Annotated in this window: 24 protein-coding genes; 12 read left to right on the top strand and 12 right to left on the bottom strand. The window is 71.1% G+C overall.

What is annotated here, in order from left to right:
- The 3 genes from AR3_RS11585 to AR3_RS11575 form a co-directional block, all read right to left on the bottom strand.
- Positions 1–930 (bottom strand): MCE family protein (locus tag AR3_RS11585; RefSeq protein ID WP_067912867.1); only part of this gene is annotated, 930 nt, incomplete at its 3' end.
- 40 nt (positions 931–970) lie between these two features.
- Positions 971–1,825: an MlaE family ABC transporter permease gene (locus AR3_RS11580; protein WP_067912864.1), complete on the bottom strand. Its 855-nt coding sequence runs from the start codon at positions 1,823–1,825 to the stop codon at positions 971–973.
- A complete protein-coding gene (locus tag AR3_RS11575; RefSeq protein ID WP_067912861.1) occupies positions 1,826–2,641 on the bottom strand; it encodes an MlaE family ABC transporter permease in 816 nt (271 codons plus the stop codon). It abuts the gene before it with no gap.
- 209 nt (positions 2,642–2,850) lie between these two features.
- Between AR3_RS11575 and AR3_RS11570 the strand changes: the two genes are divergently transcribed.
- The 6 genes from AR3_RS11570 to AR3_RS11545 all read left to right on the top strand — a co-directional run bounded on the left by AR3_RS11570 (position 2,851) and on the right by AR3_RS11545 (position 7,834).
- A complete protein-coding gene (locus AR3_RS11570; RefSeq protein WP_067912858.1) occupies positions 2,851–3,390 on the top strand; it encodes a MarR family winged helix-turn-helix transcriptional regulator in 540 nt (179 codons plus the stop codon).
- 62 nt (positions 3,391–3,452) lie between these two features.
- Positions 3,453–4,409 carry an aggregation-promoting factor C-terminal-like domain-containing protein gene (locus AR3_RS11565; RefSeq protein ID WP_067912856.1) on the top strand — a complete coding sequence of 319 codons (957 nt, stop codon included), beginning with the start codon at positions 3,453–3,455 and terminating at the stop codon, positions 4,407–4,409.
- A 95-nt stretch (positions 4,410–4,504) separates the two neighbouring features.
- On the top strand, positions 4,505–5,143 hold the full coding sequence (locus AR3_RS11560) for a TetR/AcrR family transcriptional regulator (protein ID WP_067912853.1): 639 nt from the start codon (positions 4,505–4,507) through the stop codon (positions 5,141–5,143).
- 132 nt (positions 5,144–5,275) lie between these two features.
- Positions 5,276–5,923, top strand: a complete 648-nt coding sequence (locus AR3_RS11555; RefSeq protein WP_067912850.1) for a TetR/AcrR family transcriptional regulator — start codon at positions 5,276–5,278, stop codon at positions 5,921–5,923.
- Between the two features lie 49 nt (positions 5,924–5,972).
- Entirely contained in the window at positions 5,973–6,506 is a 534-nt protein-coding gene (locus AR3_RS11550) for a DinB family protein (RefSeq protein WP_067912847.1), read from the top strand.
- Between the two features lie 143 nt (positions 6,507–6,649).
- The gene (locus AR3_RS11545; RefSeq protein ID WP_067912844.1) at positions 6,650–7,834 is read left to right on the top strand and encodes a PT domain-containing protein; all 1,185 of its coding nucleotides are present in this window, start codon (positions 6,650–6,652) and stop codon (positions 7,832–7,834) included.
- A 6-nt stretch (positions 7,835–7,840) separates the two neighbouring features.
- Here AR3_RS11545 and AR3_RS11540 read toward each other — a convergent pair whose 3' ends face one another.
- Complete coding sequence (locus AR3_RS11540; RefSeq protein WP_067912841.1) at positions 7,841–9,304, bottom strand: flavin-containing monooxygenase; 1,464 nt, start codon at positions 9,302–9,304, stop codon at positions 7,841–7,843.
- 84 nt (positions 9,305–9,388) lie between these two features.
- On the opposite strand from AR3_RS11540, the gene AR3_RS11535 reads away from it, so the two are divergent.
- Positions 9,389–10,054, top strand: coding sequence for a TetR/AcrR family transcriptional regulator (locus AR3_RS11535; protein ID WP_227023081.1), 666 nt, complete (start codon positions 9,389–9,391; stop codon positions 10,052–10,054).
- A 35-nt stretch (positions 10,055–10,089) separates the two neighbouring features.
- Positions 10,090–10,953, top strand: coding sequence for an SDR family NAD(P)-dependent oxidoreductase (locus tag AR3_RS11530; protein WP_067912837.1), 864 nt, complete (start codon positions 10,090–10,092; stop codon positions 10,951–10,953).
- Positions 10,954–10,998: 45 nt separating this feature from the next.
- On the opposite strand, the gene AR3_RS11525 is transcribed toward AR3_RS11530, so the two are convergent.
- Positions 10,999–11,709 (bottom strand): 4'-phosphopantetheinyl transferase family protein, encoded by a 711-nt coding sequence (locus AR3_RS11525; RefSeq protein WP_067912834.1) that lies wholly within the window; start codon positions 11,707–11,709, stop codon positions 10,999–11,001.
- Between the two features lie 397 nt (positions 11,710–12,106).
- The gene (locus tag AR3_RS11520; protein ID WP_067912831.1) at positions 12,107–12,904 is read right to left on the bottom strand and encodes a hypothetical protein; all 798 of its coding nucleotides are present in this window, start codon (positions 12,902–12,904) and stop codon (positions 12,107–12,109) included.
- Between the two features lie 229 nt (positions 12,905–13,133).
- Here AR3_RS11520 and AR3_RS11515 point away from each other — a divergent pair, with 229 nt between their 5' ends.
- Complete coding sequence (locus AR3_RS11515; RefSeq protein ID WP_067912828.1) at positions 13,134–14,717, top strand: ATP-dependent DNA ligase; 1,584 nt, start codon at positions 13,134–13,136, stop codon at positions 14,715–14,717.
- A gap of 8 nt (positions 14,718–14,725) precedes the next feature.
- Here the strand turns inward: AR3_RS11515 and AR3_RS11510 are convergent, their stop codons facing one another.
- A complete protein-coding gene (locus AR3_RS11510) occupies positions 14,726–15,487 on the bottom strand; it encodes a hypothetical protein (protein WP_067912824.1) in 762 nt (253 codons plus the stop codon).
- A gap of 116 nt (positions 15,488–15,603) precedes the next feature.
- Between AR3_RS11510 and AR3_RS32590 the strand changes: the two genes are divergently transcribed.
- Together AR3_RS32590 and AR3_RS11500 are read left to right on the top strand one after the other, a co-directional pair.
- Positions 15,604–16,647 (top strand): pyridoxal-phosphate dependent enzyme, encoded by a 1,044-nt coding sequence (locus AR3_RS32590; protein WP_281179249.1) that lies wholly within the window; start codon positions 15,604–15,606, stop codon positions 16,645–16,647.
- Between the two features lie 165 nt (positions 16,648–16,812).
- Positions 16,813–17,046: a GntR family transcriptional regulator gene (locus tag AR3_RS11500; protein WP_067912895.1), complete on the top strand. Its 234-nt coding sequence runs from the start codon at positions 16,813–16,815 to the stop codon at positions 17,044–17,046.
- A gap of 66 nt (positions 17,047–17,112) precedes the next feature.
- On the opposite strand, the gene AR3_RS11495 is transcribed toward AR3_RS11500, so the two are convergent.
- The 4 genes from AR3_RS11495 to AR3_RS11480 form a co-directional block, all read right to left on the bottom strand.
- Positions 17,113–17,757 carry an HNH endonuclease signature motif containing protein gene (locus AR3_RS11495; RefSeq protein ID WP_067912821.1) on the bottom strand — a complete coding sequence of 215 codons (645 nt, stop codon included), beginning with the start codon at positions 17,755–17,757 and terminating at the stop codon, positions 17,113–17,115.
- 532 nt (positions 17,758–18,289) lie between these two features.
- Positions 18,290–18,697, bottom strand: coding sequence for a hypothetical protein (locus tag AR3_RS30455; RefSeq protein WP_067912892.1), 408 nt, complete (start codon positions 18,695–18,697; stop codon positions 18,290–18,292).
- A 421-nt stretch (positions 18,698–19,118) separates the two neighbouring features.
- Positions 19,119–19,292: a hypothetical protein gene (locus AR3_RS30450; RefSeq protein WP_157406654.1), complete on the bottom strand. Its 174-nt coding sequence runs from the start codon at positions 19,290–19,292 to the stop codon at positions 19,119–19,121.
- A 654-nt stretch (positions 19,293–19,946) separates the two neighbouring features.
- Positions 19,947–20,807 (bottom strand): major capsid protein, encoded by an 861-nt coding sequence (locus AR3_RS11480; RefSeq protein ID WP_146150234.1) that lies wholly within the window; start codon positions 20,805–20,807, stop codon positions 19,947–19,949.
- A gap of 2,047 nt (positions 20,808–22,854) precedes the next feature.
- Here AR3_RS11480 and AR3_RS11475 point away from each other — a divergent pair.
- Positions 22,855–23,091, top strand: a complete 237-nt coding sequence (locus tag AR3_RS11475) for a hypothetical protein (RefSeq protein ID WP_146150235.1) — start codon at positions 22,855–22,857, stop codon at positions 23,089–23,091.
- An 87-nt stretch (positions 23,092–23,178) separates the two neighbouring features.
- On the opposite strand, the gene AR3_RS11470 is transcribed toward AR3_RS11475, so the two are convergent.
- Positions 23,179–24,711, bottom strand: coding sequence for a recombinase family protein (locus AR3_RS11470; protein WP_067912809.1), 1,533 nt, complete (start codon positions 24,709–24,711; stop codon positions 23,179–23,181).
- Between the last annotated feature and the right edge of the window lie 38 nt (positions 24,712–24,749).

The raw sequence follows: 24,749 nt of genomic DNA, 5'->3' as shown, positions 1-24,749 counted from the left end.
GCCGGGCACGCGGATGACCTGCGCCAGCAGGCCGAAGAACCCGTCGAGGTTGTCCAGCAGCAGCGGGATGCGGTCGCGGCGGGACGCCAGCACCGCGGCGGTGTCGCCCGCGCCGTCGATGACCGCGCCCAAGTCGGCGCCGTGGTCGCGCAGGGTCGCGCCGACCTTGCCGGCCAGTTCCGCGGACTCGTCCAGCAGCCGCGTAACCTTGTCGGGGCGTCCGCTGAGGGCTGGCGACAGCCGGTTGAAGTCGCGGGACAGGCCGGTCACGGTGTCGCCCCTGCGGGCGAGCTCGCCGGACAGCCCGTCCAGGTCGCCGATCAGCCGTCGGATGACCTCCCGGTTGGCGTGCGCGGCGTCGATCACCGCACCGCCGTTGCGGATGGCGCGGCGCAGCGCGGGCCCCTCCCCGGCCAGTCCCGCCCCGAAGGTGCGCAGGATCGCGGTCACCTCGTCGGGGTTGACGGCCCGGGTGAGCCGGTAGGCGGGCCAGGCGGTCTCCGACAGCTCGCGCGGGTCCTGGGTGCGGGCGATGCGCCCGCCGTCGGCCAGGTAGGGGCCCTTGCCCTCGCCCCTGCCGAGGTCGAGCGCCACGTCCTTGGGGCCGAACACCGACACCGGCTCGATGCGGGCGCTCGCGGTGCGGGGCACGCGCACGCCCTTGTCCAGCCGCAGCCGCACCGTCACCCGGCCGTCGCGCTCCAGGCGCACCCGGTCGACGGTGCCGACGGTGATGCCGCGGATCTTCACGTCCGACCGGCCGGGGTCGAGGCCCTGCCCGGCGCGGCCGAACGAGGCGGTGTAGTACGTCGAGCCGGCGGTGTCCTCCCGGGCCCCGGCGGCCAGCAGCGCCGCCCCGGCGGCGATCACCCCGGCCCCCACGAGGCCGAACGCCAGCCGCGACCGCGCCGACAGGGTCTCCTCGCTCATGCGCGCCTCCCCGTCGTCCCCGGCGCCCCGGCGGCCCGGCTCATCCGGTGAGCCTCACGGTTCCGCCGTGCCCCCAGAAGACGTAGGACAGGACCAGGTTCATCAAGATCATGAGGATGGTGGACTCCCGGATCGCACGGCCCGCGGCCACCCCGACGCCGACCGGCCCGCCGGCGGCGTAGTAGCCGCGGTAGCAGTGCACGAACATCACGATGAACGCGAACACCGCGACCTTGACGGCGCTGTAGAAGACGTCGATCGGCGGCAGATAGAGGTTGAAGTAGTAGTCGTAGATGCCGGGCGACAGCCCGAAGTACTCGATGGTGATCAGCCGGGTGGCGGCGAACGCCATGAACAGCGACACCAGGTACAGCGGCACCAGCGCGATCACTCCCGCGGCGACCCTGGTGCACACCAGGTAGGCCAGCGAGTTGATGCCCATGACCTCCAGGGCGTCGATCTCCTCGGAGATGCGCATCGCACCGATCTCGGCGGTGAAGCCGGTGCCCACCTGCGCCACCAGCGCCACCCCGGCGATGATCGGGGTGACCTCGCGGACGTTGGAGTAGCTGGCGACCAGGCCGGTGAACGCCTCGGCGCCGATCCGCTCCAGCCCCGGGTAGCCCTGCAGGCCCACCATGGCGCCGGTGGCCAGCGACATGGTGGCGATCACGAAGATCATGCCGCCGCCGATCACCAGCGCGCCCACGCCCACGGTGATGTCGCTGACCTGCCGGGCCAGCGTCCTGCCGTACTTGCGCCGCAGCACGATGTCGACCAGCAGGTGGTACAGCACCCGGCCGAGGAACACCGGCAGGTTCAGCGACGCGCCCAGCCCGGCGGCGCGTCCGCGCACCGCGCGGCCGAGCCTGCGTACGGGGGAGATCGCGACCATTCAGAACCTCGGCGGGTACAGCACCTGGTAGATCATCGTGATCACGTAGTTGGCGGCGAACACCACGATCGAGGTGACCACCACCGCCCGGTTGACCGCGCGTCCCACCCCGACCGGCCCGTAGTCGCAGTTCATGCCCATGTGGCAGGCCACCGCCGCGGCGATGAAGCCGAAGACCCACGCCTTGAACAGGGTGACCACCAGGTCGGAGAACTGCAGCAGGGTGGTGGCGCCGTCGAAGAACGCGCCGGGGCTGACGCCCTGCTGGACGACGTTGAAGTAGTAGCCGCCGAGCACGCCGGCCAGGATCACCACCGAGCACAGCAGCGCCGACACCGTGCTGGCCGCCCACAGCCGCGGCGTGACCAGGCGGTGGACGGGGTTGATGCCCATGACCTCCAGGGCGGCCAGCTCGTCGCGGATGTTGCGCGCCCCCATGTCGGAGGTGATGGCCGAGCCGCCCACGCCGGACACCAGCAGCGCCGAGGCCAGCGGGGCGACCTGCTGGATCATCGCGGCGACCAGCAGCGCCCCCGTGCCGGACTGGGCGCCCAGCTGCCGGGCGATGTCGCCGACCTGCAGCGAGATGGTGGCGCCCAGCGGGATCGCGATCAGCATGACCGGCAGGCTGGTGACCCGGGCCAGGAACCAGCACTGCTCGATGAACTCGCCCCACCACTGGCGCAGGTCCCAGGTGCGGCGCAGTCCCTCCAGGAACGTCACGCACAGCAGCCCGGTCTCGTCGAGCGCCCGCTCGACGCGCCGCCGGGCCAGGTCGGGGGCCCGCGCCAGGCCCGTGACGAGCGAGGGGGCCATCAGCCGGATCCCTTCCCTGCGGGGGCGAGGGGAAGGAGCATTCCAGCCCTCCTTTGTGCTCGGACGTTCGCGCCCATCCGAAGTGATCACCCGTCCCTCACGGGCGCGACCGCCCGCGGAGGCATCGGTGTGATCTGGAGCACTCTATGCCAGAAAGCTCTAAGAAGCGAGTACTTACACCGGTATTGTTCTACGGATACGATCGACCGGTGCGAAGCTCTGTGCCGAGATCCGTGGACGATCCGCTGGTCAGCGGTGTCCAGGAGCGCTGGGCCGAGCGCGGGCTCCCCGGCACGCCCTGGCCGTTCATGGCGATGTGCTCGGTGGCCCGGCTCCACCACCTTCTCACCAAGGCCCTGGAGGCGGAGCTGGAACGGCTGGACCTCGGCCGCACCGGCTACTTCCTGCTGACCATGCTGGCGCTGACCGCGGAGGGGCGCGCCCGGCTCGGCACCCTCAGCCGGCTGATGATGATCCACCCGACCACCGTGAAGCTGGCCGTCGACCAGCTGGAGGCGGCCGGTCTGGTGTCCCGCCGCCCGCACCCCACCGACCGGCGCGCCACCCTGGTGTTCATCACCGAGACGGGACGCGAGCGCGCCGCGGCGGCCAACCGGGCGCTGGAGTCCCCCGACGGGGCGCTCGGCGCGTTCGCCGGGCGGCACCGCGAGATCTTCGAGGCGCTGCAACCGGCCCGGCTGGCGGCCGGCGACGCCGAGATGGTGCAGGACGACATGAACCGGACGTGACCCGACGTCCGTACCTGGTCCACGACGGCCAAATCCGACGGGTGATGAGGCAATCTACTCCCATGCCTGACAGCCACGGCACGCGCAGACGCGCTCCCGCGTCACATCCGCAGGGCCCCTCCCGGCGTGGCCGGGCAGGACGGGCGGCAGGCCGCGCGGGAGGCGCGCCGCGCGACTTCGAACCCCCCGCGTCCCCGCATGGCGCCGCCCCCTACGACGCGGGCCCATACGACGCCGGCCCATACGGCGCCGGCCCGTACGACGACCCCCGCGACGTCCCGTACGGCTCTTCCCACGAGGCCTTCCGCAGCCTGTCGTACGACGACGACCCGTCCGACGGCGCCTACCACGCGCCGCCGCCCCCGCGGCGGCGCCGCCGGTTCCTGCGGCTGCTCACCGGCAACGTCGCCATCACGGTGGCGGCGCTCGGCGCGGTCCTGGCCGCCGTCGTGCTGGTCGACTGGCACCGGATCGCGGACGACACCGAGCCGCCGCCGGGCACCGAGCACCTGTCGACCAACGACATGCTGGCGATGATGTCCGCGTCCGACATGGACCCCATCGCCGCCGACGCCATCGCCCAGGCCAAGAAGCGCGCCTACGAGCGGCACCAGCGCGAGCTGAAGGCGCTGCGGGAGAAGGCCAAGCGCGACGCCGCCGCCCGCGCCAAGCTGAAAGCCCAGCGCGAGCGCGAACGCCTGGCGCGGATCAACCCCACCGCCGCGCAGAACAAGGCGTACGGCCGGAAGATGAACGCGCTCAAGGGCTGGGACCGCTGCTGGCCCTCCCTGGAGACCCTGTGGAACCACGAGAGCAGCTGGAACGAACGCGCCGTGAACGCCTCCAGCGGCGCGTACGGCATCCCGCAGGCCCTGCCCGCCTCCAAGCTGGCCAGCGCGGGCCCGGACTGGCGGACCAGCTCCCCCACCCAGATCGCCTGGGGGCTCAGCTACATCAAGGCCCGCTACAAGGACCCCTGCCGGGCGTGGGCCTTCTGGCAGCGCAACCACTGGTACTGAGATCCGGGTGATCGGGGACGAGGCGGACACCGGCGCGGCGGGCGCGGCGGCCGGGGTGCGCCGCGCGACCGCCGCCCGTGAGGCACGATGTGAGCATGCGGACGAGCAGGGCCCGGCACTCGGGGAACGGCGGCGGCACGGGCGAGGGCACGGGACGGCAGTGGGCGCGGGCGGACGCCACCCGCCAGGCGCTGCTGACGGCCGCCCTGGAGGTCTTCGCGGACCGCGGCTACGCCGACGCCGGCATCGCCGAGATCGTCGAACGGTCCGGCATCAGCGTGGGCAGCCTCTACCACCACTACGGCGGCAAGGCCGGCCTGTACCTGGCGCTGTGGGAGGAGCTGAGCGCCGAGCAGGAGCGCAGCGCCGCCGAGGCGGTGGCCGCGGCCCGCGCGAGCGGCGAGCGCGACCCGATCGCCCTGTTCATCGCCGGGGCCCGCGCCTACCTGCGGGTCTGCTGGGAGCGGCGGGAGGCGGCCCGGCTGTTCCACGGCGGCGAGGGCCCGTCCGGCTTCTCGCTGATGCGCCGCACGCGGGCCCGCCAGTGGATCGGGCAGAACACCAAGCTGCTGCGCGGCACCGAGGACGCCGGACGCACCGGCCAGGTGCTCAGCCTGGTGCTGACCACCGTCATCGGCGAGGCGGGCCGGGAGATCGCGCTCGCCGACGACGAGGACGAGGCCGCCGAGATCATCGAAGAGGTCTGCCGCATCCTCATCCGGCTGGCCGGGTGACCCGGCCGGCGATGCGGTCGGCGACGCGGCCGCCGCCCTCCGCGCCGCACCGCCAATTCGCCTGCCCGATCCCCCTGTGTGCCGATAACCTGACCATCGGCCACGCGCACGCTGACAGGAGACCTGACCCACATGCCCACCTCCACGTGGTTCCGGCTCAACGTCGCCAAGCGCGAGCGGGTACTCGAAGCGGCGATGCGCGAGTTCGGTGAGCACGGGTATTCGACCGGCAGCCTGAACACCATCGCCCGCGAGGCCGGCATCGCCAAGGGCTCGTTGTTCCAGTACTTCTCCGACAAACTCGAGTTCTTCGCGTTCGTCTGCGACGAGACCTCGCGCCGCATCCGTGAGGAGATGGAACGCCGCATCGCCCGCCTGGACTTCGACCAGCCGTTCGACGACTGGCTGTTCGACGTGCTGTGCGAGTGGACCGAGTACATGGCGGACCATCCGCTCGAGCGCGCGGTCACCGCCGCCACCAACTTCGAGCTCGACAACACCGTCCGCTCGGTGGTGCGCGACACCGCCAACCAGCACTACCTGCAGGTCATCCACCCGGTGCTGAAACTGTGGCAGGAGCGCGGCGACATCCGCCCGGACGCCGACCTCGACGTGCTGGCGACCGTCATGCTGATGACGCTGCCGCACCTGGCGCTGGCTCCCTACTACGACGGCCTCGACCCCGTCCTCGGGCTGCGCGGCCGCACCCCCGCCGAGCAACGCCCCGTCATCCGCCAGCTCATCTCCGGCTTCCGCCCCCTGTTCGCGCCCCTCACGTAGGCCGGAAATCCCTTTGCGGGCCCCACCGGCGCGGTGGGACGCTGCGCCGGTGACCGTTCCTCGGACCGAACTGCTGCTGCGCCAGCTGGACACCGCCTGGGCGCTGTTCGAGTACCACCTGAAGGACCTCGACGACGCGGCATGTCTGTGGGAGCCGGCGCCGCATTGCTGGACCGTCCGCCCGGACGAGCGGGGACGCTGGACCGCCGACTGGCAGGCGCCCGAGCCCGACCCGCTGCCCGCCGTCACGATCGGCTGGGTGACCTGGCACATCGGCTACTGGTGGACCACCGTCCTCGGGCACTGCTTCCGCGGCGGGGCGCCCGCGCGCGAGGAGATCGCCTGGCCCGGGTCCGCCGCCGCGGCGGCCGCGTGGCTGGGCGGGCTGAAGGACGCCTGGCGCGCGGAGCTGACCCGGCTCACCGACGCCGACCTGGACTCCGCCGAGCGCACGGCGGGGCTGCCGTGGGGCGGGGAGATGACGCTGGCGGACGTCGCGGGCTGGGTGACCGTCGAGCTGACCAAGAACGTCGCCGAGATCGGCCTGCTGCGCACCCTCTACGGCGCGCGAAACCGCACGTGAGAGGGGTCGCCCACCGCTGACCGGCGGGGCACACCTGTCTGGCCCCTCCGGACGCCTTGTGTGACAGGGGGTTGAACCGGGCGGCACGGTTCTGTTCTGATCACAGTCACGGATGCGTCACGACGGACCGGGGAGGCGGACGGGTGCTGTCGCGAACGGGGGGCGGAGCGGTCCTGGTCGGATTCGGCGCGGCGGCGGCCCTGGGGATGCTGGCGCCGCCCGCCCTCGCCGAACCCGTGCCGTCGCCGAGCGGGTCGCCGCCGTCCAAGGCGTCCGCTGGGCCGACCGCTGGGCCGACCGCCGAGCCGACCGGTGGAGCGACCGTCGAGCCGACCGTCGAGCCGACCGTCGAGCCGACCGTCGAGCCGACCGTCGGGCCCTCGCAGGAGCCGACCGAGGAGCCCTCCGAGGACCCGACCGAGGAGCCGTCGCCCTCGCCGACGCCCACGCCGAGCGATCCCCCGACCGGCGATCCCGCGCCCACCGATCCCCCGACGGGCGGGGAGCCGAGCGATCCGCCCGCCGACCCCGCGCCCGGCGACCCGCCGCCGAGCCAGAGCCCGAAGACGCCGGTGCTGTCGCTGCGCGTCTCCCTGTCGGCGCCGTCCGTGCGGCCCGGCGGCTCGCTGACCGCGACCTTCACGGTGAAGGCCGCGGAGGCGGCGGCCGAGGACGCCCGGCTCAGCGTCAACGCCGCCGACGTGACGGTGAAGCCGGGCAGCGTGGGGCTCGGCAAGGTCGATGGCGACGGACGCACCGCCCGCGTGAAGGTCCACGTGCCGTCGGACGCCCGGCCGGGCAAGGTGAAGCTGACCGCGATGGTCACCGCGGCCGAGGCCGAACCGGTGTCGCGGACCTTCACGTTCAGGGTGACCGGGGCGCCGTCCGGCGGCGGCTCCGGTTCGGGCCCCGGCACCGGATCCGGGTCCGCGCCGTCCCCGCCGACCGGCCTGCCGCCGCAGGTGGCGGCGCCGCTGACCGACTCCTCCGCGCCGATTCCGACGATCCGGTCGCCGCAGGTCGCCCTGCCGCCGGTGTCCGCGCCGCGGCTGGCGCCCACCCCGACGCCGACCGCGCCGGTGGCGGCGCTGCGCGCCATGCCGGAGGACGGCTGGGAGGCCGAGGAGCTGGCCGCGATCCAGGCCGGATGGCTGGCCGCCCTCACCGCGACGGGCGCCCTCGTGCTCGTCCGGGTGCGGACGGCGCGCCGCCGCGAGCTGAGCCGCGCCCGTCGCCTGTTCGCGGGCAAGCGCCTGACCGCGGCCCGGCTGCGCACCCTGCCCCCGCGGCCCGCCGGGCGGGGCCGCGGGCGCGCGTTCACCGGATGATCCCGTTCACCGGATGATGAGGTAGTCCTCCGGCTTGGCGCGGCGGGTCTGCGCCCAGAACTCGAAGGTGTGGCCGGGCCACAGGGTGCGGTTGACGCCGTTCTCGTCCAGGTACCAGCTCTGGCAGCCGCCCTCGCTCCACACCGCGCGGCGCAGGCGGCGCTGCATGCGGTCGTTGTACCGGCGCAGCGCCCCCGGCCGCGGCTCGAGGGCGTCGGCCCCGAGCCGCTGGAGCAGCCGCAGGCAGCTCAGCACGTGCTGGATCTGCACCTCGATCATGAAGACGACCGAGTTGTGGCCCAGACCGGTGTTGGGGCCCAGCAGGAAGAAGAAGTTCGGGAAGCCGGGAATGGTGGTGCCCCGGTACGCCTCGATGCCGTTCGCCCACGCCTCCTGGATCTTGAGGCCGCCGCGGCCCACCACGCGCTGCTCGGCCAGGGCGTCGGTCACCTTGAACCCGGTGCCGTAAATGATCGTGTCGACCTCGTGCTCGCGGCCGTCGGCGGTGACGATCGAGTGCTCGCGCACCTCGGCGATGCCGGCGGTCTCCAGCTCCACGTTGGGCCGCATGAGCGCCGGGTAGTAGTCGTTGGCCAGCAGCACCCGCTTGCAGCCGATGGTGTAGTCGGGGGTCAGCTTGGCGCGCAGCTCGGGGTCGGGGATCTGCCGCCGGAGGTGCCGCCGCGCCAGGCGCTCCTGGGGGCCGGACAGCCGCGGGTGGACGGTGAATCCGAGGGCGCGGGCCTCCAGCGCCCAGTAGATGGCGTAGCGGAACGCGCGGGCGGCGCCCGGGACCGTCTTGAACAGCGCGCGGACAGGCGCGGGGATGGTGAAGTCCGGCTTGGGCTGGATCCACGGCGGGGTGCGCTGGAACACCACGAGCCGTGCGGCCTTCTCGGCGACGCGAGGGACGAACTGGATGGCCGACGCGCCGGTGCCGATGACCGCGACGCGCTCGCCCCTCAGGTCGTGCGAGTGGTCCCATTCGGCGGAGTGGAACGCGGTGCCCTGGAACTTGTCGATGCCGGGCAGGTCGGGGTACTTGGGGATGTGCAGCGCGCCGATGGCGGACACGACCGCCCGCGGCCGCAGGACGGCGCCGTCGGCGGTGGTGACGTTCCAGCGCCGCGCCGCCTCGTCGTACTCCATCGCCTCCACCGCGACGCCGAAGCGGATGTGCCGCCTGACGTCGTACTTGTCGGCGGTGCGCTCCAGGTAGGCGCGGATCTCCGGCTGCGGCGCGAACATGCGCGACCAGCCGGGGTTGAGCTCGAAGGAGAACGAGTACATGTGCGACGGCACGTCGCAGGCGCAGCCGGGATAGGTGTTGTCATGCCAGGTGCCGCCGAGCGCCCGGCTCTTCTCCAGCACCACGAAGTCGTGGAAGCCGTGCCGCTTCAGCTGGATCGCCATGCCGAGCCCGGCGAAGCCGGCGCCGACGATGACGATCGAGGGGTTCCGCTCTCGCATGCCGTTGTCCCTCCCCATGACCTACTATGAGTAAGTTACTAGCGGTAGCTTACTGACGGTAGGTCTAATGAGTGGGATTCCGCTGTGAGCAGCGCCACGCCCGGCGGCGCCCCGGGTGACGCGTCGGGCCGGCCCCGGCGGCGCCGCATGTCGCGCGCGGAACGCGAGCGGCAGATGCTGGACGTGGCCGAGCAGGTGTTCGGCGAGCGCGGCTACCGGGGAACGTCCATGGACGAGATCGCCGAACGCTGCGGCGTGTCCAAGCCGATGCTCTACGAGTACTTCGGCTCCAAGGACGGGCTGCTGCTCGCCTGCATCGGCCGGGCCAAGGCGGAGCTGCACGAGGTCACCGAGAAGGCGATGGCCGGGGCGAGCACCCCCGACGACGTCCTGTGGCGCGGCATGCTCGCCTACTTCTCCTTCATCGACTCGCACAGCCGCCCGTTCGCGATGCTCCTGCAGGAGCCGCTGTCCGGGCCGCCGGAGACCGCCGAGGCGATCGAGGACACCCGCCGCCAGCAGAGCGAGCTGATCGCCGGGGTGCTCCGCGCGTTCGCCCCGGACGCGCCCGACACGGCGGTCGCCGCGTACACCCAGATCATCGTCGGGGCCTGCGAGCGGCTGGCGCTGTGGCGCACCCGGCACCCGGAGCTCACCGCGCAGGACGCGGCCCGCCACATGACCGACTTCTGCCGGCACGGCCTGGCCCCGTATCTGAACGCATCGCACCGGCGGGCGCCCGCTGAGTAGCGTGGGGATTCCCCGGTTCCCACTCGGAGGTGCCCATGCCCATCGCGCAGTTCGACGGAGCGCTGGCCGTCGTCACCGGCGCCGGCCGCGGCCTCGGCCGGGCCACCGCGCTGGCGCTGGCCGAGCGCGGCGCGACGGTCGTCGCCGCCGACCTCGATCGGCCCGCCGCCGAACGCACCGCCGCGCAGGCCGCCAAGCTCGGCGCCGGCGGCGTCGCCTACGAGGTCGACGTGTCGGACGCCGCGGCGATGGAGCGGTTCGCCGCATGGGTGCGCGCCGAGCACCGGGTGCCCGACATCGTGGTCAACAACGCCGGCATCCTGGTCAACGGCCCGTTCCTGGAGACGGGGCTGGACGACTGGGAGCGGATCGTCGGGGTCGACCTGTGGGGGGTGATCCACGGCTGCCGCCTGTTCGGCCGCCAGATGGCCGAGCGGGTGCGGGCGCTGCCCGTCCGCCCCGAGCCGCCCAACTTCGGCGGCCACATCGTCAACATCGCCTCGGCCGCCGCGTTCGCGCCGTGGCGCGGGCAGGCCGCCTACAACACCACCAAGGCCGCGGTGGTGATGCTCAGCGAGTCGCTGCGCGCCGAGCTGGCCGGTCTGCGGATCGGGGTCACCGCCGTGTGCCCCGGTTTCACCACCACCGGCATCGCCCAGGCGGCCACGTTCGTGGGGCTGGACGAGGCGGGGCGGCGCCGGGCGCGCGAACGCGCGCAGAAGATGCTGCGGATGCGCAACTATCCGCCGGAGAAGGTGGCCGAACGCATCGTCGCGGCGATCGCCAAGAACAAGCCGCTGGTGCCGGTGGGCGCCGAGAGCCACCTGGTGCGGGCGCTGTCGCGCCTGTCGCCCGGCGCCATGCGCCTGCTGGCCCGCGTCCCGAACCCGCTCGCCTGAGCGCGCCGACGCCGCCGGGCGGCCCGTCCCGCGCGGGTCGGCGGCTCAGGGCCGCGGGGCGGTCTTGAGCAGGTCGGCGGCCGAGCGTTCGACGACCGGGACGCCCGGGGGATGGTCGAGCAGGGCCAGCGCCGCCGCGTACCCCTCGCCGGGGTCGAGGGTGCGCATGGCCATCCGGCCGGGCAGGTCGGGGCGGCCCGCCCACGCCACCAGGCGGGGCTCCTCGGCGGCCGGCGACACGGTGACGTCGGTCAGCGGCACGCGCAGCCCGTCGCCGGTGGCCTTGAGCACGGCCTCCTTGCGCGTCCAGTACGCCAGCAGCTCGTCCCGCCCCATCCGCGGGCCCCCGGCGGACGCCTCGATCTCCGCGGGCCCCAGCACGTGCCCGACGATGTCGGCGCCCAGTGCGCGGTCGGCGGCCTCCACGTCGACGCCGAGCGGCCCGTGCGGGGACAGCGCCACCGCGACCCGGTCCCCGGAGTGCGACACCGACACGTGCGGGCCGCCCTCGATCACCGGACGCCCGTGCGGCTGGCCGCAGTCCGCGCAGACCCGGGAGATCGGCACCCGCTCCGGCGGCAGTCCGCGCAGCGCGCCCACCGCGAGCCTGGTCACGGCCACGCCGAGCGTGAACCGGTTCCGGTCCGCGTCCCGCAGGTAGCGCCCGTGCCGGGCCCGCTCCACGGGGTCGAACAGCGCCTCGTGCTCGGCGCCCGCCCACCCGGGCTCGGCCCACCACACGACAACCGGTTCCACATTCACTCCATTCCTGTCGCCGGATGAATTCGTCACGATGACGATTGACGAATGCGCCGCAAAGAGATCAAAAACCGTTTTTGGGTACGGACCGGAGCCGGACGCGCACGGGCCGTCGGACGCAATGGTCCGCGCCCTGACAGGAGAAGGCCGCGGAATGGACGGACCATTCCGCGGCCTCGGGGTCGTCGTCGTTCACCTGCGGTTACCTCACCCAGGACACTCCCGTCCGATGCGCGCTCACGACGCCGATCTCCTCCTCACCAGGTGTTCGGCGCACCGAAGGCCCGCCATGACACGGACCCCGACCGGTGACTTTGCCCACCTTTACGAAAACACCCTAGTTTCCCTTGACAAGGAATATGCCATGATCGGCCGATTGAGGTCAGAAAAAGCGTCAACGCAAGCGGCTCCGCACTTCTCGCGCGACCGCGTCGGCGTTGGCGAGGCAGGCCCTCTCGCGCGCCCGGGCCGCGTCGGCGCCGCGCGCCTGCTCGCTGTAGGCCACGGTCACCACCACGTTGCGGATGCGCATGGTCACCTGACCCACCACCGTGGGCTGCCCCTTGTCGATCTTGAACCAGCGGAACGCCTCGTCGCCCAGCCCCCGTTCGCGCTCCAGCGTGACCGTGCGCTCCAGCGTCGGCTCGTGGGCCTGCGTCCACTGCGCGCCGAAGTAGCGCCGGGCGTCCTCGACGGGCGTGGCCGTGTCGCCCGGCGCGTACAGGCGAGCCTCGACCCGCAGCCAGCGGAAGTCCCTTCCCGTGGACGAGTACGTGCAGGTGGTGAGCGTGCTGTTGGAGCTCTGCCGCCGCTCGGCGTCCGGCACCAGCCGCTCGACGGTCGCCCGCGGCACGGTATCGCACGGCCCCGGCAGCGAGGTGATCGGCTGGGGCCCGCCCGATGACGGCGGCGCCGGAGCGGAAGGCCGCGACGGCGACGGCGCGGGCGTGGACGCGCCCGGCGCGGCCGAGCCGTCCGGATCGGCGGCCGCCCTACCGGACGGCGACGCCCCGGCCGCGGGGCGCCGGTCCTCGCCGTCTCCGGGCACCAGCACGAACACCGCCGCGGCGGCCAGCGCGAACGCCGCCAGCGCGACCACCGCCGCCAGCACGCGCGGACGCCGCCCCCGCGACGGGGGCTCGGGGGCCGAGTAGACCCGCTCGAACCGCTCCGGCGGACGCGGAAGGCCCACTCTCCCGCTCCTCACTCCCGGCCGACCGCGGCGCGCCCCCGCGCCGCGCGGTCCGGGCTTGCACCACCCCTTACGCCTGGCAAGGTAGTCAGCCCGACGAGGTGCTGACCAGGGTCCCCGCGAGGGCGTTTTGTCAGACCCCGAGGTCACAATGGGTCCGTGCTCCACCGTCGCGGACTCCTCGGCCGGCGGGTGTCGGCTCCGCGCACGCGGGGATGGACCTGAGCCTGTGCTGCTGGAACAGATCGCCCGCACCTCGGCGGCGGTGGCCGCGACCTCGGCGCGCAAGGCCAAGGTCGCGGCGCTCGCCGAGTGCCTGCGCGCGGCCGGCCCGCGGGAGGCGCCCCTCGTCGTGGCCTACCTGTCCGGGGAGCTGCCGCAGCGCCAGATCGGCGTCGGGTACGGCGCGCTGCGCGACCCGCCCGAGCCCGCCGCCGCGCCGACGCTGACGGTGCCCGAGGTGGACGCGGCGTTCACCGAGATCGGCGCCGTGTCCGGCAAGGGCTCGGTGGCCCGGCGGCGGCTGCTGCTGGGCGCGCTGATGGCCCGCGCCACCCGCGCCGAGCAGGGCTTCCTCGTCCGCCTGCTGTCCGACGAGCTGCGCCAGGGCGCCCTGGACGGCGTGATGGCCGAGGCGGTCGCCGCGGCCGCCGAGGTGCCCGCCGCCGAGGTGCGCCGCGCGGCCATGCTGCGGGGCGCGCTCGGCCCGGTCGCCGCCGCGGCCCTCGCCGACGGCGTCCCCGGCCTGCGCTCCTTCGGCCTCGAGGTCGGCCGCCCGATCCGCCCCATGCTGGCCGCGTCCGCCCCCACCCTGGACGACGCGTTCGCGAAGCTGTCCGCGGGGCGACGGCGCCCCGCCTCCTCCGGCGCGCCGGATCCCGCGGAGGCGGCCGTCGAGTGGAAGCTGGACGGCATCCGCGCCCAGATCCACATCCGCCGCGGCGACGGTCCCGCCGCCGAGGTGCGGATCTTCACGCGGACGCTGGACGAGATCACCGAGCGGCTGCCGGAGGTCGTGGCGGCGATGCGCGAGCTGCCGGTGCGGGACGCGGTGTTCGACGGGGAGCTGATCGCGCTGCGGCCGGACGGGCGGCCCCACCCCTTCCAGGTGACCGCCGCGCGCACCGCCACCCGCGCCCGCGGGACCGCCGGGCAGGTGCCGCTGTCGGCGTTCCTGTTCGACGTGCTGCACCTGGACGGCGCGGACCTGCTGGACGCGCCGGGCGCCGAGCGCGGCGCGGCGCTGGCCCGGGTGGTGCCCGAGCGGCTGCGCATGCCGCGGCTGGTCACCGCCGACCCCGGCGAGGCCGAGCGGATGTTCGACGAGGCGGTGGCGCACGGCCACGAGGGCGTGCTGGTGAAATCGCTCGCCTCGCCCTACACCGCGGGCCGCCGCGGCGCCGGTTGGATCAAGGTGAAGCCGCGGCACACCCTCGACCTGGTGGTGCTCGCGGCGGAGTGGGGGCACGGCCGCCGCCGCGGCTACCTGTCCAACCTCCACCTGGGCGCCCGCGACCCGGCCACCGGCGGGTTCGTGATGCTCGGCAAGACGTTCAAGGGCCTGACCGACGAGCTGCTGGCCTGGCAGACCGAGCGGCTGCGGGCGCTGGCCGCGCGCGAGGACGCCTGGACGGTGCACGTGCGGCCCGAACTCGTGGTGGAGATCGCCTTCGACGGGGTGCAGCGCAGCCCCCGCTACCCCGGCGGCATCGCGCTGCGCTTCGCCCGCGTCCTGCGCTACCGCCCGGACAAGTCCGCCGCCGAGGCCGACACGATCGACACGGTCCGCGCCGTCGCGCCCGTGCTGGACTGAGGCGCGGGTCACCGCGGCGCGCCGGGACGCCCGGCGATGAGCTCCTCCATGCGGATCTTGGCGCGGACGAGCGGACGCCGCAGGCGCTCCTCGCGGCGCACCGCCCGCAGGTATCGGCGCGAGCCGGGAGCGTACCGACGGCGCGCCCACGGCGAGCCCGGCCGCGCCACCCGGAGCGCGCCGACGACCAGCAGCACGGGCAGGAACAGGCCGATCAGCCCGGTCCACACCTTGCCCTTGAGCAGGGTGATCACGGCGAGCAGCAGGTCGAACGCCAGCGAGGCCGCGTAGCCGGCGACGAGGGCGGACCGGCTCACCGCGGCGTCCCCGCCGAGCCCCTCGGCGCCGACCGGGTGCAGGCCGAGCAGCAGCAGCCCGGTCATCGCGACGGCGACGAGCACCGCGTCCACCGACTGGCGGCCCTGCTCGGTCCAGTACACGTCGCTGAGATGCAGGATCAGCGCGAACTCGTCCAGCGTCAGGGCCGCGCCCGCCCCGAACACCGCCGCGGCCGCGACGGGCGCCCAGCCGCGGGCGTCCGGCAGGGCGATCCCGGCGACCCCGCCGACCAGCATGAGCACCACCCCGAACACCATGTGGTGGATGTGCAGGCCGCCGGGCTCGACGTTGCGCAGCGGCCCGCGCGGACGCGCCCGGATCAGCCGGACGATCACCCGCGTCAGCAGGAACACGACGATGAAGGCGGTGAAGAACGCGAACAGCGGCACCCGCCCGGTGTCGACGATCCGCTCCCGGAAGATCTCGGCCATGGCTCCCCCGTCGCTCCCGGCGCTCCCCCGCCGCGCCCTCTCGCCTCCGCATCCCTTACCCTCCCCGCGACGTGCGGGGATATGGTGCGCGGTGAGCATCCGAGGGAGGGCGTCGCATGAGCCGTGTCGTGGACCGGTGCGACCCGCGGTCGCGGGCGTGGATCGCCGAGGCGATCAGGAAGGTGGAGGCGGACGCCGGGCGCAGCGCGGACACGCACCTGCACGCGTTCCCGCTGCCGCCCGAGTGGGGCGTCGACCTGTACCTCAAGGACGAGTCGGTGCATCCGACCGGCTCGCTCAAGCACCGGCTGGCCCGTTCGCTGTTCCTCTACGCGCTGGCCAACGGGTGGATCCGCGAGGGCACGACGATCATCGAGGCGTCCAGCGGGTCCACGGCGGTGAGCGAGGCGTACTTCGCGCGGCTGCTCGGCCTGCCGTTCGTCGCGGTGATGCCCGCGACGACCAGCCGGGAGAAGATCGAGCTGATCGAGTTCCACGGCGGCCGCTGCCATCTGGTGGACGATCCGAGGGCGATCTACGACGAGTCCCGGCGGCTGGCGCAGGAGTGCGGCGGGCACTTCATGGACCAGTTCACCTATGCCGAGTTCATGGTAGCGCATCATGTCCGTGACGTGCGGAAACAACGTCCAGACATGCGAAGACCCCCGGCCGCCGAGCTGGCGACCGGGGGCCAGCTCCCGCGAGCGTGCCGCGCCCTTGCTAGTGCTCGCGGGGGTCTCAGGTCAGAACGGCGCGCGGTGGCGGCCGACGTACCGGGGACGGCGGGTGGCCAGCGCCAACGCGGCCCCACCCGTCAACAACCCGAACCCGATCACCGCGACCAGCGCCAGCGCGAGAGTCACCATGCCCGGTCTCCCTCCCCGCGCAGGTACGCGCGCCGCCGCTCCACAGCCGCCACGTTGCCCGCCCGCATCGGCAGCCACGCCCACAGCGTGTCGAGCCTCTGTGTTTCGCGGATGCACGCGTCGCGGTCCGGGCCGAACGCGTGCGGTTCGACACCGGCCGCCAGCTCCGACGGGGTAGGCGGGTGCTTCAGCCGCGCAACCCAGAAGTTGCCGTGCGGGTCGTACTCTGGGCCATCCCACCTCCGCGACGGGGCGTCAGTCGCGGGACCGGTACGCTTCATTTCCATGGGCTGACCTCCTCGGCAGGTCGGCTCAAGGCCCGCCTCGGTGTCGTGAGCATCGGGGCGGGCCGCCTTCATGTACACCCCCAGCGTCCCAAAGTTGTCCAGCCCAGTCCAGCGCAGTACAGAGATATCCAGGGTTGTCCAGCTATATCCGCAGGTCACTAGCGTTGTAGACGTGCTCGACCTGGACGGCCCCACGCCGCTGTTTCAGCAGATCGCCGCGATCCTCCGCGCCCGCATCGCGGACGGGACGTACCCGGCGGACAAGCGCATGCCGTCGGCGCGGGCCATCGCGGAAGAGTTCGGAGTGACCCGAGGGACAGCTGTAGCCGCCCTGGACTTGTTGAAAGAAGAGGGTTTGATCTACGGAGTTCGCGGACGCGGCACCTTCCCCCGCGCCCGGGACTGATCAGCGCTGAACAAACCGCGCACACAAGAAAAGCCCCCGCACCCATCAAGGGCACGGGGGCATGTCTCACTTCGACGGCGGCCGATAAACCGCCGCGATCTTCTGCTTCTTCGTGAGCCGTCGGCCGGACTCGATCCGCTCCACCGCGTCCAACACGTCCGCCATCTCATCCGCCTCCGCGTCGGACGCGGGCCGCCAGTTCCAAGCCTCAGAGGCGATCGCCTTCACGCGCGGGTCCTTCTTGGCCTCACGCACCGGGATACCCCACGACTTGCCCAGAGCGGACGCGAGCGCGTTCCGGAGCGCGGTACGGGCTCGGTTGCAGGCGAGACACTTTCGCCACCCGCGCGCCGCGCGGTCGGGCCGGTTGTTCTCCGGCGTTAGGGCGTGGCCACGCGGGCAATGCGTGCGGTTCGCCATGGGGTGCGTCCCGTCCCGCGTCACCTGGAAGCGGCTGTTCTCCACGTGAGTCACCACTTGGAGGTGATCCGGTCGAACACAGTCGCGGCGGCCGCACATATGGTCCACTTCCATCCCCGCCGGAATTTCGCCGTGCGTAGCGGCGTAGGCGACCCGGTGGGCGTACTGATGACGGCCGTCGAACCAGAACTTGCCGTACCCGTCCCGCGTCTTCGAGGCCGTCCACACGTGGCAACCGGTCTCCGGGTCGATGACAACCTTGCTCGTAAACCGCTCCGGCAGCGTAAACAATGCGATCCCTTTCTAGTGTCAACATGTAAACCCGCCCCCGACCGCCCCGGTTTCCACTCGCGGCCGCAGACTGGACACCCGGCGACGGCGGAGGCGACAGTGTGACATTTCAAACGTCAACGGGGACGACACACGCGGCAATAGCGGTTACACGCGTCAACCCGCCCCCGCCGCCGACGTCAACACCACGCGGCCGGATGTCACGCGGGGGCGTCAACGTCAACACATCTGAACACGCACTCAGACAACAACTCTCACATGCGCAAACGTTTTATCGCGGGGGCGTAGTTCGGGAACCACGAGTATCCGTCGCCAGTAGTGACAAGCGACATGCAAACCCGTATCACGTCCGCGTCGTCCTCGTCCGGAAACTCGTAGCCGTACGCCGCCGCGAACTTGTCACGCGCACGAAACCAGTCGCGCCATGTGTCGACAGTCCCCGGAGTGATTGACGCGTCAGGCGACAACGGAAACTCCACCAGATTACGCGGCGGTGACGGTGTCACGTCCACCCGCACCGACCGTTTCCGCCTCATCGGGTTCCCCAGCGGGCATGTGCGGCAACCCGCCCGGCTTCGCTTCGCGTCAGCTTGCGGTACTTCTTCGCCTCTTCCAGCCGCGTCACCTCGGCTTCCGCGTCATCGTCCGGGATGCGAAGGGTGCGGAGGTACGTCGTTAGGGCGGTCCGGTACAGGCGGAGTTCCACTAGAAGCGGGTGTTGGACCGGCTGACGCTGGGAGCCAAGAACCGTAAGTGGCTGGCCCTCCAGTTCCGCCTCCATTGCTGCGATCAAGTCGAGCGTCCGGCACGCGGCGGAGAGGACCTGGAGCTCGTCAGGTCGGAGGTCGAATTCTTCTGTGATGTCGTTCCATAGCTTTGTACCGCGTGGGCCAAGTTTTTCAAGTGCCGGAACCGGCTTCCGGTCGTCTTCCGTTGCCATGGTCACCTCCTTCCGAAATGCACAAGATCACAATTCTCGGTCGAGAACGTGCTCACCGGCGCGGATTCCAAATCAGGGACTAGATACGTCGCATCCGACCGCTCCTGCTAACCCCCGCCGTTCAGGAAACCCTTTGAGGGGAGTCCCCCCCACCCCCTGTCACCGCGTCGTCACAACACGCATGTTCTTGCAGTTCACGCGCGTTGCCCACGCTCGGCATCTCGCGGCACACAGCCCGGCCGGGGCGGGATGGGCAACCAACCGGCCGCACCCACACCCGCCCCTGTACGGCCCTCAGCGCCACGCTGACGGCCGTTCGCGTGCCACCAGCACCCAAACCTTAGTGCAGCCCTTACAAGGCTCAGAGACGCTCTCAGCGCTTCTGGTGAGGCTGGGGGGTGTTCAACCACGGGGGACTAGCTCAATCGAAGGCAGTCCCCTCGTATTCCCCTGGGCCCGCGTACTTGCGGCGGGTGATCCGGTTGACAATCTGCTCCAACATCTCGTCGTACCCCATGACGGGCACCGGATCATTACCGGTGTGCAGATTGCCCAAGTCAGGTACGCGGTTGTTGTCGTCGTTGTCGTCCGCCATTAGAACCCCATCCCGTAGATCCTCCGCCGCGTCCTATTCGCGGCCGGTCGGTTTATCTCGTCAAAACGCCCAGACCGCCGTCAGAACCAACCCGACGACGTGCATTGTCATGAAGACAGGTACCGAAATGTTCATACCCCCCACTCCCACGGGCTGTAGTCCGTCACAGATTCCCGCGTCTGATGGTCCATGTCGAACACGAACGCGTTCCGGGAACGGAACGGAATCCCATCCACCAACAGGCACCACCCCCTCCAGTCGCGATACGCGCGGAGGGTCGGCACGAGTTGTTCCGCCCGCTCGGCCGCGAAGTCTTCACGAAGGACCGCCGAAGGAACGCGGCGGGATCGCAAGTCCGGCCCAAGCATCAGGCCGCCGCCAGATTCGCGACAGACGATACACGCGGTACCCGGAACTCGTGGACGCCGGAAGGGCGGCCTTCCGCGTCTTCCACTGCCACCACCTGTACCCTCCAATATGCGTGTAGGCCGGTCTTGCCCCCGGATATCGCGGTGTGTGCGGGGGTCCATTCCGCCGCCTCTAGGCGCTCATCCAAGATATGCATGGTTCCCTTCCCAGGCTGATAAAGCACAACCGCTCACGAGCGGCGAGCGCCCATGAGCGGTTGGCCTATGTCCTACCCTGGGTCAGCCGTCAGGCCGACTTCACGACCCGCACAACACGGTTCCCGTCCAGCAGTGACGCACCAGCGAACACAGAGACGAGGCTCTGCTCAGTGGCGGTGGATGGGTTGTACTGCCGGACCACGCGAAGCGCGTACCCATCCCGCGTAACCACGGCCGAGTCCGCGCCGCTCGCGGGAAGCGGAGCAAAACTCGCCATGGCAAACGCGGACTGGTGGTACGCGACCATGGAATCGGCGGCAAGCTGGTTCGCCTTCACGAGCGTGAACCCGGCAAGCTGGCCAATTACCGCAGATCGGAAAGCGCTCGGTGAACCACTGGCAGACGCATCCAGAACCGCCGGGTGCCCGATCAGCGCCCGCGCCACCTGAGGCGACACAGCGACGAACCGGCCGCCCTCGGGCACATTTTGGATGTCCAGGGTCATGCCCGCGTCCAGGATGGCGCTAAGCCAGGCGTCCGCGTCCGGAGCGGTCAGCGTCACATCAGCCGCCAGGTCATTCATCGCGTCCGCGACGTACTGATCCATCCGCGCAGCCACGCTGTCCACCTGCGGTTCCAAGATCTGTGCACCGAAGTCCGCCAAACCGAGCGTAAGATCATGCTCGGTTAGGTTGGCCAGGTCATACACGTGGTTCACCACCACGTCAACCAGCGTTTCAGCCACGTCGACCGCCGTCAGTGCCGCCCCCGGCGTGGCCTGGACATTCGCGGTGCGGGTGTTTCGGATCCGAACCGACACCGTCCCGCCGGTTCCGGAGTAATTCCGCTGGGCCACTCGAAGAACGGTGGGCGCGAGCACCACCGTGCGGGACAGTAGCGGCACAGCGAGATCGGCAATAGCCGTGGCAGTTGCAATCGAGTTCGCCATAATGGCCACTCACCTTTCACATCACGTATCGACCATGGGCAAGTTCCCCCGTTTCGGGTGAGTGGTGAGCCTGCCGTTTCGGCGCTCAATAGAAACCCGCCGTCCGGCCTGTAGCGTTCCGCCGTAGGCCGGGGCGGGTGCGGTTCTCACCCGGCCGGTTAGCCGGGTGTGAACCCGAATTCGCGGTGGTGGTGGGGAGCCGCGCCCGTTTCGGGTCGGCGGTCGGACTTCCGCCACGCACGCCGCGCGGCGAACGCCCAACAGGTCCCCCCTGGACCCCCTTGAACACAAAAAACCCCCGCCCCCGGCCGCCGCCCTCCATGTATGGCCCCATGGAAGACGACCCCCGGGGACGGGGGTAAAAACACCGCTTTAGGACTCGCGGCTAGTCGCACACCATCCGCTGCGGTGGGCCATCACCGCTTGCGGAGGGGAAGTCTGAAGATGGGCGGGGGTGTGGCGTCCCGTGGCGCGCCTGATCCACACTGCGCCACACCCCAACATGCGGTGACGCGCAGGTGGACACGCCACCTTGGGAACCGCCCGCAGGAAAGAGAAGACACCCTGTCACCACGTTGGCGCGGCCCGCCGAATTCGTCCGCGCGAACCGCCCATGTTCCCGGCTCCCGATCGCCCGGGGGCTCGCCCCCGAAGACACATCGGAAACCCTCACTATAGTTACGGCTCCCGATCGGCCGGGTGTCAGCACAAGTTTCGCGGGGATCCGGCCGCCCCCGCCCCCTCTGCCGTCTCGTCACCCGTGAGGCTTGGTCACAGTAGGGCTGACCTGCGAAGGTGACGGAGGTGACGAGGTGACGAGAATCTGAAGTTCACTATAAAGAAACAAGAGTGAACCTCGGGTCGACGTCATCACGTCACCCTCGTCACCCCCTGGCGGGGCGCGGGATGGTCCGCCGGGCCGCTCCGTCACCGCTCCGCCGCTCCGAGCTGGGCACTCTCAGGATGTCCCCGATTAAGAAGATGGTGTCAGGGTAACTTTAAATCTAATCCCTATACATAAGCACTTAAACCAAACCGACCCTGACACCACCCCCTTTTATCGGGGACATACGGGAGTGGAGCGGCCGGACGCGGGAAGACCCCGGGCCCCTCCGTCACCGCTCCGCCGCTCCGAGGTCCGGCTGACCTGCGAAGGTGACGAGGTGACGAGGTGACGAGAATCTGAGGTTCACTATAAAGAAACAAGAGTGAACCTCGGGTCGACGTCATCACGTCACCTTCGTCACCCCTAGGCCGGAGCGGCGGGGGCGGTCCGGCTTCCCCGCGTCCCCTGCGCCGCCCGCGCCTGACGCGGCCCGGCCCGGCCGCACCTTGAAGGCCACTGGCCGGGGTGCAGTTTGCGCACCCAGGGTGCAAATTCAACACCCGATCCCGAAACCTTCGTATCTAATTAGAAGAGGTTTGGGAACCAGGTGAATTTTTGCACCCCGGGTGCGATTCTCGCACCCCGCCCGGCGGCCCTTCTCCGCGAACCGGCCGGGGGCGGCAGCGGTACGGGGACCGGGACGCCTGCCAGCCCCGCGACCACGCACCGTGACTGTCTCCGGATCCGGGGCACCCCGCTTGACCTGCGCAAACCCTTCGCCGGCCAGTGCGGAGCGTGACGATCACCGGGGGTAGGGGGTTGGGACGCGGGGAAGCCGCCGGACCTCCCGCGAACCGGCCGCGACCGCTCGTGCCCTCCCGCGCCCCTCCCGCGCCCTTCAGCGGCCCCGTGCGCGGCCTTCCGGGGTCGCAGGGGGACAGAGCACGGGCAGGGCGGCTAGGGCGGCTCTGGGGCGGCTCTGGGGCCGTTCCCGGCATGCCCGCGAACCGGTCCGCGTGCCTCCGCCCCCACGCGGCACGCGGGCGGGAGCCCCTGGTTACCCGGGGCGGGTCCGCCAAACGTTTAGCGGAGGGGGTGGTGTGAGTTCGCAAATCATTTGCGCGTTCCCATTCTTGTGCAGCGCTGCACAGAAATTGCGTTTCGTGGGAAGGTCGGTTACTGTTCCGCCGTGAAACGCAGTCGACCGGATTGGAGACCGTCATGGACGCCACCCCGATGACCGACGCTGAGATCATCGATTCGCTGTTCTTCCAGATCACCGACTGGGCGGCTGATCTGGTTCACCGTGGCCTGATCTCGGAGGCCGAAGCGAACGCGGTGGAGTTGACCGCGCTGGCCACGATCCGGCAGGACATGTCGCTTCTGGAGCCGGGGGCGGCGGCCGTGCTGGAGGCGGAGCGGCTCACGCGGTTCGCGGCAGGCCCCGAGACGCGCTGAGACGCCCCAGAAACGACGAAAGCCCCGGGACCCTACGCGGGTATCCCGGGGCTTTTCGTGTGCCGCCTGCGGACTTCTGAGCGCGTTCTACGCGGGTTCCCACACGAACCGCACGTATACGCGCCGGGTGTCTAGTCGGTTCGCGCCGCGTCCGGCCTTTATGACGCGAACCTCCGCGACCACCGTCGCCAAGATCTTCTTCAGCATTTCGGGTGTCTGGTCCCGCCACGCGGCTAGAACTTCCGGCCCGCTCCACCACCCGGCCCATTCGGGGAGTACGAGGGTTGTGCTCCCGGTGAGCTCGTCCAGCCGGGCACGTGCGGCCGCGAGCGTCTCCCGAGCGGCCTTCAAATCGCGTTCCAGGCCCGGTTCGTCGTCGTCGTAAACGCCCCACCGTGCATTTCGCTGCACGCGCTTGAGCACCTTCTCGGCGTCGCGCACGGCCATTTCTGCGTTTGTGATCGCGGCAGTGTCTTCGGGTGGGCGCATGGTCGCGGCCCACACGCTCGCGAGAGTCGCCAAATGATCCCGATCCTCCGGGTCATCTGGGTCCAACGCCGCGACCGCATTCGAAGCACGCCACAAAACGTACTCGTCGAGCGCGTTCATTTGGGCCGTAGCCGGGGCGGGACACGGGCGGCCCTTTGAGTGCCGCGAGCACCGGTAGCCCGTCCCGCCGCTGCTCATGGGCCCTCCGCACCCATCGCACACCAACCGGCCCGTCAGAAGCGCGGCCTTTCCCGTGGAGATGAACGCGCGGGACCGGGCGGCCCGGTTCGCGGCGTGCCACAGTTCGGCCGGGATGAGTTGCTCGCCCGGTGCCACGCACAGCACGGGACTTCCCGCGTCGTCCAACACGGACACCGTGCGCGGCCCTTCCCGGCGGGTTTGATGCCCCATGTAGGCCGGGTTGTTGATAATTGTTGCGATCGTGCGGGAGGTCCATTGCCCGCCGCGCGGCGCAGGGATCCCCTCAGCGTTGAGCGCGGCCGCAACACGCCGCGCACCCAGCCCCTCCACCGTCGCAGTGAAAACCCGCTCGACGACGTCCCAGTTGTCCCCGCGCATCAGGCGGCGTGTTTCGGTGTCGTCGAGCTTCATGCCGTACGGAGCTTTACCGACGAATCCGCCCGCCAGACGGGTACGCGTTTTAGCGGCTCGAATCCGCTTGGCGAGCTTATCCGAATAGCGGCGCGCCTCGATCAGCAGTTTGTCCAGCTCGTTCGCGGCCGTCTCAGGGTCTCTGTACCGGGCGGAGTCGTAATCGTCGAGAAGCCCGATGACACGTAGTTGGCCGCGCGCGATACGCCGCTTCAGCTCCTCCGCGAACGGTGTATAGCCGCCTTGCCGTGACATTCTGTCGATCGCGTGCAGGTACAGCACGCGGGGCGCGTCGGGGGCATCTAGGGCCGCCAATGCCGCATCCCACCCCTCCCGAGTGGTTGGGGTCCAGGCCGACGCATTGTCGGTGAATTCCGCCGCGATCTCGACGCCGTACGCTTCTGCCTCGTCGCGGAGTTCGCGGAGCTGATCGGCTATGGAGATCTCCCGCCGCCCCTGCCGGGCCTGGCGGGTGTGGGACTTGCGGGCGTAGACGATCGCGGGCTCGCAGCGGCTCACGCGTCCTCCAAAACGCAGAACGGGCACGGGGCGGACGG

This window comes from Actinomadura rubrobrunea NBRC 15275, from assembly GCF_001552235.1.
Classification (GTDB): domain Bacteria; phylum Actinomycetota; class Actinomycetes; order Streptosporangiales; family Streptosporangiaceae; genus Spirillospora; species Spirillospora viridilutea.
This window is presented reverse-complemented; position numbering and strand designations above follow the sequence as displayed.